Genomic DNA, 15,933 nt, shown 5'->3' with positions numbered 1-15,933 from the left:
CCGGCACCTGCACCATCGACGCCGACCAGGCCGGCAACGCCGACTACCAGGCCGCCACCACGGTGTCGCGCAGCTTCGCCGTCACCCAGGGGACGAACGTCATCACGTTCAATACCTTGCCGAACCGGGCTCTCGGCAGCGGGAGCTTCAGCCTTTCAGCCACCGCAAGCTCGGGCCTGACCGTAACGTTCGTCTCCACGACGACGACGGTATGCAGTGTTTCCGGCGCGACGGTTTCGCTGCTTTCAGTCGGACAATGTACCGTCGAAGCTCGTCAGGCCGGCAATGGAAGCTACATGGCTGCGGTGCCTGTCGCCCAGAGTTTCTCGGTTGCCAAGGCCGCAACCACAGTCACGCTGCATGTTCCGGCGACCAATCTGTACGGCTATCCGCTAACCCTCAGCGCCACCGTCAACGGTGTCGCTCCGACTGGCTCCATTACTTTCCGTGACGGGGGTGCAACCCTTGCAACGGTTGTGCTGAGTGGCGGCACTGCCACATTCATCACGTCGGGCCTCTCTGCGGGGAGCCACGATCTCTCCGCCAGCTATAGCGGCGACGCAAGCAACCTGCCGACGATGTCCAGCGTCGTTTCGATCATGGTGAATTTGCGGCCCGACCCTTCCCAGGATCCTGATGTCATCGGGCTGATCAACGCCCAGGCTTCGGCCATGGAACGTTTCGGCCAGACGCAGATCGACAATATTCGGGATCGACTCACCAGATTGCACGGCGATGACGACGATAGCGGGCCAGTCGCTTTTGGCATGACCGTCAATCAGTCGGAGAGCAAGGCCGCCCAGCAATGGTTCGACGAGAACAAGGATGACGCGCAGGCCTATGCCGGGTCTCCGGACGAGACCAATGGCTCTGCTCAAGCGTTGGCCGTCATGCCCACAGGGTCGGTGCAGGAGTCGCCGCTTTTTCACCTGTGGACCACTGGCTCGGTGAGCTTCGGTTCCGTCACACCATCTGGAGGAACGGAGAATTCGTTCACGACTCCCGGCCTCACCGCCGGCATCGACACCCAGGTCATGAAACATCTGAAAGCCGGTATCGCCGTCGGTTACGCATCGGACAAGACCACGATCGGAGACGACGGCACCCGCAGCGACGGCAAGAGCATCTCGGTCGCGCTGTATGGCAGCTACAATTTCCTCCCGTCGACTTTCCTTGATGTCGTCGGCGGCTACGGCCACGCAAACTTTGATTCCGAGCGCTATTCGTCGGACGGCGACGTTTTGCTGAAAGGCGCGCGGGGCGGTGAGGAATGGTTTGGTTCCGCAGCGCTGTCCAGGGAATTCAAATCAGGCGCCTGGCTGGTCTCACCCTTCGGCCGTGTCGATGCCGTGCATTGGAAGCTGGACTCGTATGCCGAGACCGGGTCGTCAACCTGGGCGCTCAACTACGACAGCATGAACACGACTTCGGTTCGAACGGCACTCGGTCTGAACATGAGCTACGACGTACCGGTCGACTGGGGCAAGCTGTCGCTGGACGCCGATTTCGAAGATTCGTACCGGCTGTCCGGCGACTATAACCAGATCCTCAATTATGCCGATCTTACAACCGGACCCTTTTATTCGGTAACCGGCGAGGCGAACTCGACAAATCAGGTCACGACCGGACTTGGGTTGTCCGCGAAGGTGGGCACGGTCAATATGCGTGCGAAATATCAGCTTTCTTTCGGCAATGGCTGGAGGATCGAAAACCAGAACTTCATCGGCAGCGTTGGTTTCCCGCTCAACTGATCCTTGCCGCCGGCGGCGTTCTGAGCATTGTGTCACAAACTCCGAATTCTGGTTTGCATCAGCGTTCTGCGCACGGCTGAGCGGTCGAAAGGATTCCGGTCCTGCGAACCCGGTTGAACGCTTCGAAGTCGCGGGCGACAATATCCGCTGTGCAACTTGCGTTCCGACTCTCGGCGAATGTTGCGGTCGCCGGGCTATCCCGCATTGCACAATTCCTTCGCTTGGTCACAATGCGGACATGGTCCGAACCTCACTCGCCGTCCTGGTGATCGACGAAAATCGCATCCGCGCCTCGATCATCGAGGCGGGATTGCGCGAGGCCGGCCATGAGCGGGTCACCGTCATCCATGACGTGACCGGCATTGCGCGCCGCATCGCCCAGATCGAACCCGACGTCATCGTCATCGACCTCGAAAACCCCAATCGCGACATGCTGGAGAACATGTTCCAGCTGTCGCGCGCGGTGAAGCGGCCGATCGCCATGTTCGTCGACCGCTCGGACCAGGCCTCGATAGAGGCCGCGGTCGATGCCGGCGTGTCCGCCTATGTCGTCGATGGTCTCAGGCAGGAACGCGTCAAGCCGATCCTCGACATGGCCGTCAGCCGTTTCAACGCCTTTTCGCGCATGGCGCGCGAACTGGAGGAAGCGCGCAGCGAGCTCGAGAATCGCAAGGTCATCGACCGCGCCAAGGGCATATTGATGAAGTCGCGGGGTCTCAGCGAAGACGCGGCCTACACGCTGCTGCGCAAGACGGCGATGAACCAGAACCGCAAGATCAGCGACATCGCCCACAGCCTGGTAACGACCGCCGGACTGCTCGGGCCGCTGGAGGACGAATGAGCATGGCCGCTGCGCATCAGATCACCGCCGGCTTCATGCCCTTGTTCGACAGCGCGGTGCTGGTCGCGGCCGGCGAAATGGGTTTTGCCGCGCGCGAAGGCGTCGACCTCGTCCTCCACCGCGAGACCTCCTGGGCCAACATCCGCGACCGCATCGCGATCGGCCATTTCGACGTCGCGCATATGCTTGGGCCGATGCCGCTCGCCTGCAACCTCGGGCTCACGCCGCTGGCATCCGAGACGATCGTGCCCTTTTCGCTCGGTCTCGGCGGCAATTGCATCACCATGTCCAAAGCCGTCTGGGAAGGCATGGCCGCGCATGGCGCCGTATCGGATCTCGATCCGGCCCGCGCCGGCGCCGCACTTGGCGCGTTTATCCGCGAACGCGCGGCGGCCGGCCACGACCCGCTGCGCTTTGCCGTCGTGCATCCGCATTCCGGGCACAATTACGAACTGCGCTACTGGCTCGCCGCCTGCGGCATCGACCCCGACGGCGAGATCGAGATCGTCATCGTGCCGCCCCCCTTCATGGCCGACGCGCTGGCCGCCGGCCGCATTGACGGCTATTGCGTCGGCGAACCCTGGAACAGCGTCTCCGTCTCGGCCGGCACCGGCCACATCGTCACCGTCAAGGCGCTGCTGTGGCGCAACAGCCCCGAAAAGGTGATCGGCGCGCGCAAGGCCTGGGCCGAGGAAAACCCGGAGGCGCTGGCGGCGCTGCTGCGGGCCCTGCACCACTCCGCCCGCTGGTGCCAGGATCCGAAGAATCGGGGCGAACTGGCGGCGCTGATGGCGCAGCCCGGCTTCCTCGGCCAGAAGGCGGCTCTCCAGATGCCGGTCCTGACCGGACGTCTCCAGCTTGGCGGCGGCGCGGAAAGGAGCGTCGAAGACTTCTTCCTGCCTTTCGACAAGGCGGCCAACTTTCCCTGGAAGAGCCATGCGCTGTGGTTCTACACCCAGATGGTGCGCTGGGGCGATGTCGCGCACACGCCTGAAAACCTCACCGTTGCCCGCGACTGCTACCGGCCCGACCTCTATCGGGCGGCGCTGAAGCCGCTCGGCGTGGCGCTGCCCGGCGCCAATGCCAAGGTCGAGGGCGCGCTGAAGATCGCAACGCCCGTCGGCTCGGCGGGGGCAAGCCTGGTGCTCGGCCCCGACGGTTTCTTCGACAGCCGCATCTTCGACCCGGACCGGATCGACGCCTATATCGAGGCGCAGAAGCCGGCCTGATTATTTGCGCGCCATTCTTGTGCGTTGCACAAAAATTATGCGGAACGATCGCATAGCTGACCAATGTTTGACCTTATCGCTGGTCATCTGGATCTACGCATGATTCGGCTATTCAACTGAATTCATTCGAAATTCCTTTCCGAAGCGAAACTGGCACAGTTCCTGCTTTGAAATAAACGAGCCCTTCTCGGGCAACGAAACAGGCGTCCAATGGCGGGCGCCGCAGGCAAAGCTGCCGCTCAGGTTACGACGCGATCCGGATGCACCGGTCGCGCGGATCTGGCCGGCAGCTTTTTTGTTTTGGCCGAACACGCAATCGACGGCGCTCCTCCCAAAGCGCCCAACCGGAGACGACGATGACGAAACGGATCGGAACTGGAACAGCCCTCAAGGATTTCACGCGCCGCGACTTTCTTGCCAGCAGCGCGATGACGGCGGCGCTGTTCGTCGCCGCGCTCCTTCTGTTTCCCGCCAGCACCAAAACGGAAGGCAAGGGTCCGCAAATGATCCCGCCGGTCGCGACCTCGTCACGCTGACAGATGCCGCACCTCTGAACATCGCCACGAAAAAGGGCAGTCCCACCATGACCGCAAATCTCCCAGCCGCGCCCAGCCAGGATTCCCGGCAGGCGCTTGTGATGTCCACCATCGCCTTCACCGTCTGTTTCGCGGTGTGGACGATCTTTTCCATCATCGGCATCCGCATAAAGCAGGAGCTTGGGCTGAACGAGACGGAATTCGGCCTGCTCGTCGGCACGCCAATTCTCACCGGCTCGCTCGTGCGCATGGTGCTCGGCATCTGGACCGACCGCTATGGCGGCCGGCTGGTCTACACCGCGACCATGCTCGCGGCGGCGATCGCGACCTTCCTGCTCTCTTTTGCGCACACCTATGAGCAGATGCTGATCGCCGCGCTCGGCGTCGGGCTTGCCGGCGGCTCCTTTGCCGTCGGTGTCGCCTATGTCTCGCGCTTCTTCCCCGCCGGCAAGCAAGGGACGGCGCTCGGCATTTTCGGTGTCGGCAATGTCGGCGCCGCTGTCACCAAGTTCCTGGCGCCTTTCGTGCTCCTCTCCTGGGGCTGGCAGTCGGTCGCGCAGATCTGGGCGGCCGCGCTGGTCGTCATGGCCGTCGTTTTCTGGTTCACCACCGGCGACGATCCTGTCATCCGTGAGCGCCGCGCCGGCAAGGCAGCGCCCGCGAGAAGCTTCTGGCAGGAATTCGCGCCGCTCAAGAACCAGCAGGTCTGGCGCTTCGCCTTCTACTACTTCTTCGCCTTTGGTGCCTTCGTGGCGCTGTCGCTGTGGCTGCCGCGCTATCTGATCGGCGTCTATGGTTTCGGGCTTGCGACCGCCGGCATGATCGGCGCTGCCTATTCAATTCCCGCAAGCATCTTCCGTGCCTATGGCGGCATGCTCTCCGACCGGATCGGCGCCCGCACGGTGCTCTATTCGACCTTCGCCGTCAGTGCCGTCGCGACCCTCGTTCTGTCTCTCCCCTCGGCAGACTACGTCGTGCGCGGCATTAGCGGGCCGATCGCCTTCCATTTCGAGATCGGCCCGCTCGCCTTCATAGCCGTTGCCTGCGTGCTCGGCTTCTTCATGAGCCTCGGCAAGGCCGCGGTCTACAAGCACATCCCCGCCTATTATCCGCAGAATGTCGGTGCTGTCGGAGGCGTGGTGGGCATGATCGGCGGGCTCGGCGGCTTCATCCTTCCGATCGCCTTCGGCGCGCTCAACGACCTCACCGGCGTCTGGTCGAGCTGTTTCATGCTGCTCTTCCTGATCGTCGTCGCCTGCCTTGCTTGGATGCATGTCAGCGTCAGGCGCATGGGGCGCGCCGCATCGACCAAGGCGTCGATCCTTTCCTACGCCGCAGAGTGAGATTGGAGCGGATCAGGACATGACCGAGAAACTCGTCATCATCGGCAACGGCATGGCCCCCGGGCGCATGCTGGAGCACCTCCTGGAAAAGGCGCCCGGCCGCTACCAGGTCACCATCTTCAACGCCGAGCCCAGGGTCAATTACGACCGTATCATGCTGTCGCCGGTTCTCTCGGGCGAGAAGGCCTACGAGGAAATCATCATCCACGGCGACGGCTGGTACATCAAGCACGGCATCACCCTCTACAAGGGCCACAAGATCATCGCCATCGACCGGCAGGCGAAGACCGTCACCTCCGACCACGGCGTCATCGAGCCCTACGACAAGCTCGTCATCGCGACCGGCTCGGTGCCCTTCATCATTCCGGTGCCCGGCCACAATCTGCCCGGCGTGCTCACCTATCGCGACCTCGACGATGTCAGGGCGATGATGCTCGCGGCCCAGTCGCGCGCCAAGGCCGTGGTCATCGGCGGCGGCCTGCTCGGACTGGAGGCCGCCGCCGGCCTCAGCGCGCAGGGCATGGACGTGACCGTGCTGCATGTCATGCCGACATTGATGGAGCGCCAGCTCGATCCGGCCGCGGGCTACCTGCTGCAACGCGCCGTGGAGGAACGCGGCATCAAGGTCATCACCAAGGCCAACACCCAGGCGATATCAGGCAACGGCAAGGTCGAGCGGGTGGAACTCGCCGACGGCACCGTCATCCCGGCGACGCTGGTGGTCATGGCGGTGGGCATCCGGCCGAATGCGGCACTGGCCAAGGAAGCCGGCATTGCCGTCAACCGCGGCATCGTCGTCGACGCCGGCATGCGCAGCAACGATCCCGATATTTTCGCGCTTGGCGAATGCGCCGAGGTGAACGGCCAGGTCTACGGTCTGGTGGCGCCGCTCTACGAGATGGCCCGCGTCGCGGCCAGCCAGCTTGCCGGCGACGAGAGTGCCGCCTTCGTGCATTCGGACACACCGACCAAGCTCAAGGTCACCGGCATCGAGCTGTTCTCGCTCGGCGATTTCGCCGAGGGCGAGGACCGTCAGGAGATCGTGCTGCGCGACGCCGCCGCCGGCGTCTACAAGCGCCTGGTGCTCAAGGACGACCGCATCATCGGCACCGTGCTCTACGGCGAGACGGCGGACGGCGCCTGGTTCAACGACCTCAAGAAGAAGCAGACCGACATATCGCAAATGCGCGATACGTTGATCTTCGGCCAGTCCTACCAGGGGGGTGCCCCGCTGGACCCTATGGCGGCCGTTGCAGCCTTGCCGGATGATGCGGAAATCTGCGGCTGCAACGGCGTCTGCAAGGGCAAGATCACGGGCACGATCACGGCCAAGGGCCTGACCTCGCTCGACGAGGTGCGCGCCCACACCAAGGCGTCGGCCTCCTGCGGCTCCTGCACCGGCCTGGTCGAGAAGCTGATGGTGCTGACCATCGGCGACAAGTACAATCCCGCCGCCGTGCAGCCCATGTGCTCCTGCACCGCGCTCGCCCATGACGAGGTGCGCCGGCTGATCAAGGCCAAGGCGCTGAAGACCATTCCCGCCGTCATGCAGGAGCTGGAATGGAAGACCTCGTGCGGCTGCGCCAAATGCCGGCCGGCGCTCAACTACTATCTCGTCTGCGACTGGCCGGACGAATATGCGGACGATTATCAGTCGCGCTTCATCAACGAGCGCGTCCACGCCAACATCCAGAAGGACGGCACCTATTCGGTGGTGCCGCGCATGTGGGGCGGGGTGACCAATGCGGCCGAACTGCGCGCCATCGCAGATGTCGTCGACAAGTTCGAGATCCCCATGGTCAAGGTGACCGGCGGCCAGCGCATCGATATGCTCGGCATCCGCAAGGAGGACCTGCCGGCGGTATGGGCCGATCTCGGCCAGGCCGGCTTCGTCTCCGGCCATGCCTATGCCAAGGGACTGCGCACGGTGAAGACCTGTGTCGGTTCCGACTGGTGCCGTTTCGGCACGCAGGATTCGACGGGTCTCGGTGTCCGCATCGAGAAATTCATGTGGGGCTCGTGGACGCCGGCCAAGGTCAAGATGGCGGTGTCGGGCTGCCCCCGGAACTGCGCCGAGGCGACCTGCAAGGATGTCGGCGTGATCTGCGTCGATAGTGGCTACGAGATCCATTTCGCGGGTGCTGCCGGCCTCGACATCAAAGGGACCGAAGTGCTCGGCCTGGTCAGGACCGAGGACGAGGCGCTGGAGCATATCGTGGCACTGACGCAGATGTACCGCGAGCAGGCCCGCTATCTCGAACGCATCTACAAATGGGCCAAGCGCGTCGGCATCGCCGAGATCAAGCGCCAGATCATGGACGATGGCGACAAGCGCAAGGCCTTCTACGACCGCTTCGTCTTTTCCCAGAAATTCGCCCAGGTCGATCCGTGGTCGGAACGCGTGTCGGGCAAGGACAAGCACGAGTTCCGGCCGATGGCCTCGGTTGAGTTTGCACAGGCGGCGGAGTGACATCATGAACTGGATCGCCATCGGCACCATCTCCGACATCCCGCGCCGCGGCGCGCGTTGCGTCGCGACACCGCAAGGCAAGATCGCCGTCTTCCGCACCGCCGACGACCAGGTCTTCGCCATTGACGATCATTGCCCGCACAGAGGCGGGCCGCTGAGCCAGGGCATCGTGCACGGCGCGGCGGTCACCTGCCCCCTGCACAATTGGGTCATCTCGCTGGAAACCGGTAAGGCGCTCGGCGCCGACGAGGGCGCGGTGCGCACCATTCCGGTGAAGGTCGAGGGCGAGCGTTTGTTCATCGCGCTCGAAGCGCTGGCCGCCGCCTGACCATGGAGATCGACGAAGCGCGCGAGGTGAGGACCACCTGCCCCTATTGCGGGGTGGGCTGCGGCGTGCTGGCGAAGGTCGCCGCGGACGGCCAGGTGTCGGTCCGCGGCGATCCCGACCATCCGGCGAATTTCGGCCGGCTCTGCTCCAAAGGCTCTGCGCTGGCCGAGACCATCGGCCTCGACGGCAGGCTGCTCCAACCGGAAATCCACGGCCGCCGCGCCTCCTGGGACGAAGCGCTCGACCTCGTCGCCTCGACCTTCTCGCGCACCATCGCCGAGCATGGCCCCGATGCCGTCGCCTTCTACGTCTCGGGTCAGTTGCTGACCGAGGACTATTACGTCGCCAACAAGCTTATGAAGGGCTTCATCGGTTCGGCCAACATCGACACCAATTCGCGCCTCTGCATGGCCTCATCCGTCGCCGGCCACCGCCGTGCCTTCGGCTCCGACACCGTGCCGGGAACCTATGAGGATCTGGAACAGGCCGACCTCATCGTGCTGGTCGGCTCCAACCTCGCCTGGTGCCATCCGGTGCTTTACCAGCGCATCGCCGCCGCGCGGGAAAAGCGGCCGGAGATGAAGATCGTGCTGGTCGATCCGCGCCGCACCATGACCTCGGATATCGCCGACAAGCATCTGGCCATCGCGCCCGATGGCGACACCGCCCTGTTCACGGGTCTGCTCGCCTGGCTCGGCCAGCACAACGCACTGGACCGCGCCTACATCACGGCGCATACGACCGGCTTCGGACAAGCCCTTTTCGCCGCCTCGGCACCCGACCTTGCCGGCATCGCCGCCGCCACGGGCCTGAGCGAGGACGAGCTCAGCAGCTTCTACAGTCTGTTTGCGAGGACCGAAAAGACCGTCACCGTCTACAGCCAGGGCGTCAACCAGTCATCGTCGGGCACCGACAAGGTCAACGCCATCATCAACTGCCACCTCGCCACCGGCCGCATCGGCAAGCCGGGAGCAGGCCCGTTCTCGGTGACCGGCCAGCCCAACGCCATGGGCGGCCGCGAGGTCGGCGGCATGGCCAACATGCTGGCCGCCCACATGGAGATCGAAAACCCCAAGCATCGCGACCGCGTCCAGCGCTTCTGGCGCGCGCCTGACATCGCGCAAAAGCCCGGCCTGAAGGCGGTCGACATGTTCCGGGCGGTGGCTGACGGGCGCATCAAGGCACTGTGGATCATGGCCACCAATCCGGTCGATTCGATGCCGGATGCCGACGCCGTCGAAGCAGCGATCAAGGCCTGCCCGTTTGTGGTGGTGTCGGACGTGCAGGCCGACACAGACACGGTGCGCCATGCCCATGTCCGGCTGCCGGCAACGGCCTGGGGCGAGAAGGACGGCACCGTCACCAACTCCGAGCGCCGCATCTCGCGCCAGCGCGCGTTTCTGGCGGCGCCCGGCGAGGCGCGGCCGGATTGGTGGATCATTGCCGAGGTGGCCAGGCGCATGGGGTTTGCCGAGGCGTTCGCGTATGACGCGCCGGCCGGGATATTCACCGAGCATGCCGCGCTGTCTGGGTTCGAGAATGATGGCGAGCGGGATTTCGATATCGGTACTTACAGCGGGATTGATGCGGAGGATTATGAGGCGCTGGCGCCACTCCATTGGCCAGCGCCGAGCCCAGGCTTGGGCGTTCAGGCTGTCTATACCCAGCCAACCACCCGCTTCTTCGCAGACGGCAAATTTTACACCTCGGACCGGAAGGCCCGCTTCATCGCCATTCGCCCGACCGTGGAAACCCGCACCACCGCCGCCTTCCCGCTAATCCTCAACACCGGCCGTATCCGCGACCACTGGCACACCATGACGCGCACCGGCAAAAGCCCGCGTCTGTCGCAGCACATGGCCGAACCCTTCGTCGAAATCCACCCCGACGACGCAGCACGATACGGCATCGGCGACGCCGACATCGCGCGCGTTTCCAGCCCGCGCGGCGCCGTGCTCGTGCGCGCGCTGATCACGTCCCGCCAGCGCCGGGGCAGCATCTTCGCGCCGATGCACTGGACGGACCAGTTCACCGCCAAGGGCCGGCTCGACACGCTCACTGCGCCACTCACCGACCCGGTTTCCGGCCAGCCGGCACTGAAGCACGTTGCGGTACACATCGAGAAATTCGCCGCGATGGCGTTCGGCTTCGCCGTGACCCGACAAAGGCCCGAAGCGATAGCCGCCGATTATTGGGCCGTGGCCCGCTGCAGGGATGGCTGGCGGGTCGAGCTCGCCTTTGCCGGCGACGACATCGACTGGCCGGTTTTTGCCCAATCCCTGTTCGGCGCCTCGACCGATGCCGAAATACTCGCCTATCACGACCGCGATGCCGGCCAGCATCGCATCGCGGCCTTCAATGGCGCACAGCTCGCGGGCGCCCTGTTCGTCGCGCCCGGCCCGGTGGCCGTATCGCGCGGCTGGGCGACGCAGCAACTCGAAGAGGTCCATGCCAGCCAGCGCGACCGCTTCCGCATCGTCGCCGGCCGCTCCGGCGCCGAACGGCCCGATGCCGGCGCGACCGTCTGCTCCTGTTTCAACGTCGGAATCAACCAGATCACGGCGGCGGTGGCTTCCGGCTGCACGAACGTGGAAGCCATCGGTGCCGCGCTGAAGGCCGGCACCAATTGCGGCTCCTGCCGTTCAGAGATCCGCGCCATCATCCAGGCACATCGCGTTCAGGCGGCCGAGTAGGCGGCAGAACCCGCCATCGGCGCCTCCCGATGCGCATGCAGCCGGCGGACCCCGCGTCAGCCCATCATAGCCGGGCTGCAGGACGACACCCGGGCGTAGCTGCGGTTGTCCAGATCGCTGAACGCGCCGTGCTTGCCCGTGCGGGGTTGCCGCCGACGTCTTGCCGCCATCATTGGCTACAGAACTGGACTTTAGTCCGAGCCCCTCATCTGGACACAAATGCGCAAGGCTGAAAATGTCTAAATGCGTGTCGCCCAAAAGTGACCTCGGTTTTGGGAGAACGACATGCACAAAAAAAGCCAAAAGCGCGTCGCATGAATCCGCTTCGACGCGACCCGCTCTGGAGCGCGGGAATGTTGGCGAACCAGAAGGAGGTGGATGCTGGATATCGAGGACATAGCCGCTCATCCGGATCTGCACCGCCACGTCAAGGAGCAGTCGCTGGCGCTGATCCACATCTACGAAGCCAGCCCGCGGCTTGCTTCCATTTTTGCCACGCAGCAGCGCTGGCTGATGGGCCATGTCGGCCTTGCCATGCATTTCAGGCGCGACCCGGACGACCGCCGCAGCGCCTTGACGGTGTCGCGCTTCATCGAGTTCGTGCATCAGCACAAGGTCGCCAGCCGCAACACCGCCGACGCTTTCATCAAGGAGATGCTGCACTACCGCATCGCCGAATACGTAGCGGGCGGAGACGGGCGCACCCACCCGTTGCAGCCGACAGCGGACACGGTGCGGACATTCACCGGATGGGTGCACGCACATCTACGGACTCTTGACCGACTCGACGGCGCGGACCGGCTGGCGAAATACCTGGAGCGGCCCGATATGCTCGCCGCCCTGCAGCCCCTCGTGGCCGACGGCCTGCTTTCGTCCAAACCGGTGCGCGAACCCAACCAGACCTTTTCCCTGTTCATCTGGCTCAACAATGGCGGCATCGTCATGGATCGGCTCATGTCCGGCATCGACCCCGACCATGCCGGCCTAGACCGGATTCCGACCAGCGTGGTCTCGGTGGCGGAATTCGCCAGTTGGCTCAAACTGTCGCGCACCCACCTCGCCCGAAAACTACGCGATGCCGAGGCGCTCGGCAGCATCGGCTGGCTAGGCCAGCGCGGCAATTCCGTGATGTGGGTCTCGCACCGCTTCTTTCAGGAATACATGACCGTCCAGGCCGCCAAGCTGGCGATCGTGGATGCCGCCTTCGCAGCGTGTTTTTCCACCGACCACTGAGACTCGCCGCTGCCCAGACTATGAAGGCGGTCCGTGCCGCTGCGTATCCTCGAAACAAAAAAAGCCGCCTCGGCGGCGGGACGTCAGCACCATACGAAGAATGACAGCATAACTGCCTCAGCAGTGAACCACAGGTCGCAGAACGGCCCGGGTGCGCAAGGTCACCCGAGCCGGAACCCTCAGTCGATGTCGAAGGAGACACCCTGGGCGAGCGGCAGCGCCTTGGAATAATTCACCGTGTTGGTGGCGCGGCGCATATAGGCCTTCCACGCATCGGAGCCGCTCTCGCGGCCACCGCCGGTTTCCTTTTCACCGCCGAAGGCGCCGCCGATCTCGGCGCCCGACGTGCCGATATTGACATTGGCGATGCCGCAGTCCGATCCGTCGACGCCGAGAAAGCGCTCGGACTCCTGCAGGTCGCGGGTGAAGATCGACGACGACAGCCCCGCTCCCACCGCATTGTGCTCGTCGAGCACGGCGTCAAAATCGGAATACTTCATCACATAGAGGATCGGCGCGAACGTCTCTTCGGTCACCGGCGAGACTTGGCTGGGCATTTCGACCAGCGCCGGATGCACGTAATAGGCGTCCGGATGGCCATTCTCGACCCGCGTGCCGCCGGTCACCTTGCCGCCGTGGGCGGCAGCCTCCTTCAGCGCTTTCTGCATGGCCTCGTAGGCTGCCTTGTCGATCAGCGGCCCAACGAGGGCCGAGGTCTCCAGCGGATTGCCGACAGAGACGCTCTGATAGGCCTTCTTCAGCCGCGGTACCAAGGCGTCGTAGACGCTGTCATGCACGAACAGGCGCCGCAGCGTCGTGCAGCGCTGGCCCGCCGTGCCCATCGCACCAAAGGCAATTGCGCGCAACGCCATGTCGAGATCGGCGGTCGGGCAGACGATGCCGGCATTGTTGCCGCCGAGCTCCAGCACCGCGCGTGCAAAACGCTTGGCGAGGCGCGGCCCGACGTCGCGGCCCATGCGGGTCGAGCCGGTGGCGGAGACCAGCGGCACCTTGGGATGATCGACCAGTATCTCGCCGACGGCGCGGTCGCCGATCAGCACCGACGCGAGCCCTTCCGGCGCATCAGTGCCGAAGCGCTTGACGGCGCGCTTGAAGATCGCCTCGCAGGCAAGCGCCGTCAGCGGCGTCTTTTCGGAAGGTTTCCATACCACCGCGTCGCCGCAGACCAGCGCCAGCGCCGCATTCCACGACCACACCGCGACCGGGAAGTTGAAGGCGGAGATGACGCCGACCACGCCGAGCGGATGCCAGGTTTCCATCATGCGGTGTCCCGGACGCTCGGTGGCGATGGTCAGCCCGTACAATTGCCTGGAAAGACCGACGGCGAAGTCGCAAATGTCGATCATCTCCTGCACTTCGCCGAGCCCTTCCGAGGGGATCTTGCCGACCTCGATCGACACCAGCCGGCCAAGTTCGGCCTTGTGCGCGCGCAATTCCTCGCCGAGCAGCCGCACCAGCTCGCCGCGCTTCGGCCCCGGTACCAGGCGCCAGGCCTGGAACGCCTTGTGCGCGGCATCGATGGTCCTGGCCGCGTCGGCAGGCGAGATCGTGCTCAACGCCGCGATCTGCTCGCCCGTCACCGGGCTGCGCACGATCAGGTCGCCGCCGGCAAGCGCCTCCTTGGCAACACCCAGTTTCGCCAGAAGCTCGGCGGTTTCCTTCGCTATCGTCATGTCTGTCCCTTTCAGATCCCGCCATTCATGTGGCGTGGTCAAAGCATTGCGCCATGCGTTCCCTATGCGGTCAGGCGCAAGGAGGCGCTGTCTTGGCGTGCCAATAGCGGTTCCAGGGAAAAATCGCCACCCCGGCATGGTCCAAGCTCGGGCCAGACCATTGAACCAGGGTCAGCTTGCGGTGCGCGCTGCGCTGTCCTTCATCAGCCGGTCGATATGCATGCGTATATGGGCCGCTTCCGCCGCCGTGTTGGCAAGCGCGATGGCGCGGTCGAAGGCGACCCGCGCCTCCTCGCCCCGGTGGAGCTGCATCAAAAGCCCGCCCTTGAGGCCGAAGAAATGAAAATAGCCGGAAAGCCTCTGCTCCAGCGGCTCGATCATGGCAAGTGCCGCCTCCGGGCCACGCACCTTGGAGACTGCGACCGCACGGTTGAGGGTGACGATAGGCGACGGCTGCATCTGTTCGAGCAGGCCGTAGAGCAGGTCGATCTCCACCCAGTCCGTGTCCTCGGCCTTCTCGGCCCGCGCATGCAGCGCGGCAATCGCCGCCTGCACCTGGTAAGGGCCTGGCTTGCGGTGGCGCAGCGCCTTGTCGACCAGAGCCAGCCCTTCATCGATCATCTTGCGGCTCCACAGGCTACGGTCCTGGTCCTCGAGCAGAACGATCTCGCCGTCCGCATCGAAGCGGGCCGGTGCGCGCGCATGCTGGAGCAGCAGCAGCGCCGTCAGCCCCATGATCTCCGGCTCGGTCTGGAACAGCCTGAGCAGCAGCCGGGCCAGCCGGATCGCCTCTTCGCACAGCGGCGCGCGGGCCGGCGCCTCGCCGCTGTTGGTCGAATAGCCCTCGTTGAAGATCAGGTAGACCATGGCCGCGACCGCGGCGAGCCGCTCCGAGCGCTCCACCGCGCCCGGCGTCTCGAACGGCACGCCGGCGTCGGCGATACGTGCCTTGGCGCGGGTGATGCGCTGCTCCATGGCGCTTTCGCCGACCAGGAAGGCGCGTGCGATCTGCTTTACGGTGAGGCCCGAGACGATGCGCAGCGCCACCGCGATCTGCTGCGTTGCCGGCAGGTCGGGATGGCAGCAGATGAATAGCAGCCGCAATATGTCGTCGCGGTAGTGCGCGCCATCGAGCCGCTCGGCGATGTCGCTCTCTGCGTCCTCGAGATCGGAGATCTGGTCCTCTTCCGGCATCGGCGCCTGCTTGGCGCGCTTGCGCACCGCGTCGATGCCGCTGTTGCGTCCGACGAAGATCAGCCAGGCCGCCGGATCGCGCGGCGGACCGTTCTGCGGCCAGTTCTTCAGCGCCCTGAGGCAAGCGTCCTGGAAAGCTTCCTCCGCCGTATCGAGGTCGCGGAAATAGCGCAACAGCGCACCCATCGCCTGCGGGCGGGCGGCGCTGATCGCGGAGCTGATCCAGGCAAGTTCGGTCATACGGCGACCCTAGCGGGGTTGAAGATGGATACCGGCCGGATTTCGTAGGAGCCGCCGCTCGGATTGACCTCGGAAAGTTCGCGCGCGAACTCCACCGCCTCGTCGAGATCGGCGCATTCGAGCGTGTAGAAGCCGAGGAACTGTTCCTTGGTCTCGGCGAACGGCCCGTCGATGACGATCGATTCGCCCTTGACCTTCCTCAGCGTCGTCGCCGCCGTCGTCGGCAAAAGCCGCGCCACCGGGCCAAGCCGGCCGGCGTCCGCGTATTTCTGCTGGACATCGAGAATGTTGGCCATGACCTTGTCGTCCTGTTCCTTGCTCCAGGAGCAGACGACGTCTTCGGAAGCATAGCACAAGATCGCGTAGAGCATGGTTTGTCCT

The 15,933-nt window shown here is 64.6% G+C and carries 13 protein-coding genes; 9 read left to right on the top strand and 4 right to left on the bottom strand.

The window, feature by feature from the left end:
* From LB533_RS17245 to LB533_RS17235, 3 genes are all read left to right on the top strand, one after another.
* A partial coding sequence (locus LB533_RS17245) for an autotransporter domain-containing protein (protein WP_224677804.1) occupies positions 1-1,751 on the top strand: 1,751 nt, incomplete at its 5' end.
* A gap of 238 nt (positions 1,752-1,989) precedes the next feature.
* A complete protein-coding gene (locus LB533_RS17240; RefSeq protein ID WP_140641498.1) occupies positions 1,990-2,592 on the top strand; it encodes an ANTAR domain-containing response regulator in 603 nt (200 codons plus the stop codon).
* Positions 2,593-2,594: 2 nt separating this feature from the next.
* The gene (locus tag LB533_RS17235; RefSeq protein WP_224677809.1) at positions 2,595-3,821 is read left to right on the top strand and encodes a CmpA/NrtA family ABC transporter substrate-binding protein; all 1,227 of its coding nucleotides are present in this window, start codon (positions 2,595-2,597) and stop codon (positions 3,819-3,821) included.
* Between the two features lie 108 nt (positions 3,822-3,929).
* Here LB533_RS17235 and LB533_RS17230 read toward each other — a convergent pair whose 3' ends face one another.
* The gene (locus tag LB533_RS17230; protein ID WP_140641502.1) at positions 3,930-4,133 is read right to left on the bottom strand and encodes a hypothetical protein; all 204 of its coding nucleotides are present in this window, start codon (positions 4,131-4,133) and stop codon (positions 3,930-3,932) included.
* 44 nt (positions 4,134-4,177) lie between these two features.
* On the opposite strand from LB533_RS17230, the gene LB533_RS17225 reads away from it, so the two are divergent.
* From LB533_RS17225 to LB533_RS17200, 6 genes are all read left to right on the top strand, one after another.
* Complete coding sequence (locus LB533_RS17225) at positions 4,178-4,357, top strand: twin-arginine translocation signal domain-containing protein (RefSeq protein ID WP_224677803.1); 180 nt, start codon at positions 4,178-4,180, stop codon at positions 4,355-4,357.
* Positions 4,358-4,404: 47 nt separating this feature from the next.
* Positions 4,405-5,700 carry an MFS transporter gene (locus tag LB533_RS17220; protein ID WP_140641506.1) on the top strand — a complete coding sequence of 432 codons (1,296 nt, stop codon included), beginning with the start codon at positions 4,405-4,407 and terminating at the stop codon, positions 5,698-5,700.
* A gap of 19 nt (positions 5,701-5,719) precedes the next feature.
* Positions 5,720-8,170, top strand: coding sequence for a nitrite reductase large subunit NirB (gene nirB / locus LB533_RS17215; protein ID WP_224677802.1), 2,451 nt, complete (start codon positions 5,720-5,722; stop codon positions 8,168-8,170).
* 4 nt (positions 8,171-8,174) lie between these two features.
* Positions 8,175-8,498: a nitrite reductase small subunit NirD gene (gene nirD, locus LB533_RS17210; RefSeq protein WP_224677801.1), complete on the top strand. Its 324-nt coding sequence runs from the start codon at positions 8,175-8,177 to the stop codon at positions 8,496-8,498.
* A gap of 2 nt (positions 8,499-8,500) precedes the next feature.
* The gene (locus LB533_RS17205) at positions 8,501-11,191 is read left to right on the top strand and encodes a nitrate reductase (RefSeq protein WP_224677800.1); all 2,691 of its coding nucleotides are present in this window, start codon (positions 8,501-8,503) and stop codon (positions 11,189-11,191) included.
* A 378-nt stretch (positions 11,192-11,569) separates the two neighbouring features.
* On the top strand, positions 11,570-12,424 hold the full coding sequence (locus tag LB533_RS17200) for a hypothetical protein (protein ID WP_224677799.1): 855 nt from the start codon (positions 11,570-11,572) through the stop codon (positions 12,422-12,424).
* A gap of 179 nt (positions 12,425-12,603) precedes the next feature.
* Here LB533_RS17200 and LB533_RS17195 read toward each other — a convergent pair whose 3' ends face one another.
* The 3 genes from LB533_RS17195 to LB533_RS17185 all read right to left on the bottom strand — a co-directional run bounded on the left by LB533_RS17195 (position 12,604) and on the right by LB533_RS17185 (position 15,923).
* Positions 12,604-14,118 (bottom strand): aldehyde dehydrogenase family protein, encoded by a 1,515-nt coding sequence (locus tag LB533_RS17195; RefSeq protein WP_224677798.1) that lies wholly within the window; start codon positions 14,116-14,118, stop codon positions 12,604-12,606.
* Between the two features lie 171 nt (positions 14,119-14,289).
* Positions 14,290-15,552 carry an RNA polymerase sigma factor gene (locus LB533_RS17190; RefSeq protein WP_224677797.1) on the bottom strand — a complete coding sequence of 421 codons (1,263 nt, stop codon included), beginning with the start codon at positions 15,550-15,552 and terminating at the stop codon, positions 14,290-14,292.
* Entirely contained in the window at positions 15,549-15,923 is a 375-nt protein-coding gene (locus tag LB533_RS17185; RefSeq protein ID WP_140641520.1) for a YciI family protein, read from the bottom strand. Before LB533_RS17185 ends, LB533_RS17190 begins: the two co-directional genes overlap by 4 nt.
* Positions 15,924-15,933: the final 10 nt, after the last annotated feature.

It is taken from the genome of Mesorhizobium sp. BR1-1-13 (genome assembly GCF_020165515.1).
Classification (GTDB): domain Bacteria; phylum Pseudomonadota; class Alphaproteobacteria; order Rhizobiales; family Rhizobiaceae; genus Mesorhizobium.
Note: the sequence above shows the minus strand (reverse complement) of the source record. Positions and strands in the feature narration are given on the sequence as shown.

Bases quoted from the DNA above. Each gene is read 5' to 3' on its own strand.
- LB533_RS17220 (WP_140641506.1), top strand. From the start codon at position 4,405: ATGACCGCAAATCTCCCAGCCGCGCCCAGCCAGGATTCCCGGCAGGCG.
- LB533_RS17190 (WP_224677797.1), bottom strand. From the start codon at position 15,552: ATGACCGAACTTGCCTGGATCAGCTCCGCGATCAGCGCCGCCCGCCCG.
- nirD (WP_224677801.1), top strand. From the start codon at position 8,175: ATGAACTGGATCGCCATCGGCACCATCTCCGACATCCCGCGCCGCGGC.
- LB533_RS17185 (WP_140641520.1), bottom strand. From the start codon at position 15,923: ATGCTCTACGCGATCTTGTGCTATGCTTCCGAAGACGTCGTCTGCTCC.
- LB533_RS17195 (WP_224677798.1), bottom strand. From the start codon at position 14,118: ATGACGATAGCGAAGGAAACCGCCGAGCTTCTGGCGAAACTGGGTGTT.
- LB533_RS17235 (WP_224677809.1), top strand. From the start codon at position 2,595: ATGGCCGCTGCGCATCAGATCACCGCCGGCTTCATGCCCTTGTTCGAC.
- LB533_RS17200 (WP_224677799.1), top strand. From the start codon at position 11,570: ATGCTGGATATCGAGGACATAGCCGCTCATCCGGATCTGCACCGCCAC.
- LB533_RS17240 (WP_140641498.1), top strand. From the start codon at position 1,990: ATGGTCCGAACCTCACTCGCCGTCCTGGTGATCGACGAAAATCGCATC.
- LB533_RS17205 (WP_224677800.1), top strand. From the start codon at position 8,501: ATGGAGATCGACGAAGCGCGCGAGGTGAGGACCACCTGCCCCTATTGC.
- LB533_RS17225 (WP_224677803.1), top strand. From the start codon at position 4,178: ATGACGAAACGGATCGGAACTGGAACAGCCCTCAAGGATTTCACGCGC.
- nirB (WP_224677802.1), top strand. From the start codon at position 5,720: ATGACCGAGAAACTCGTCATCATCGGCAACGGCATGGCCCCCGGGCGC.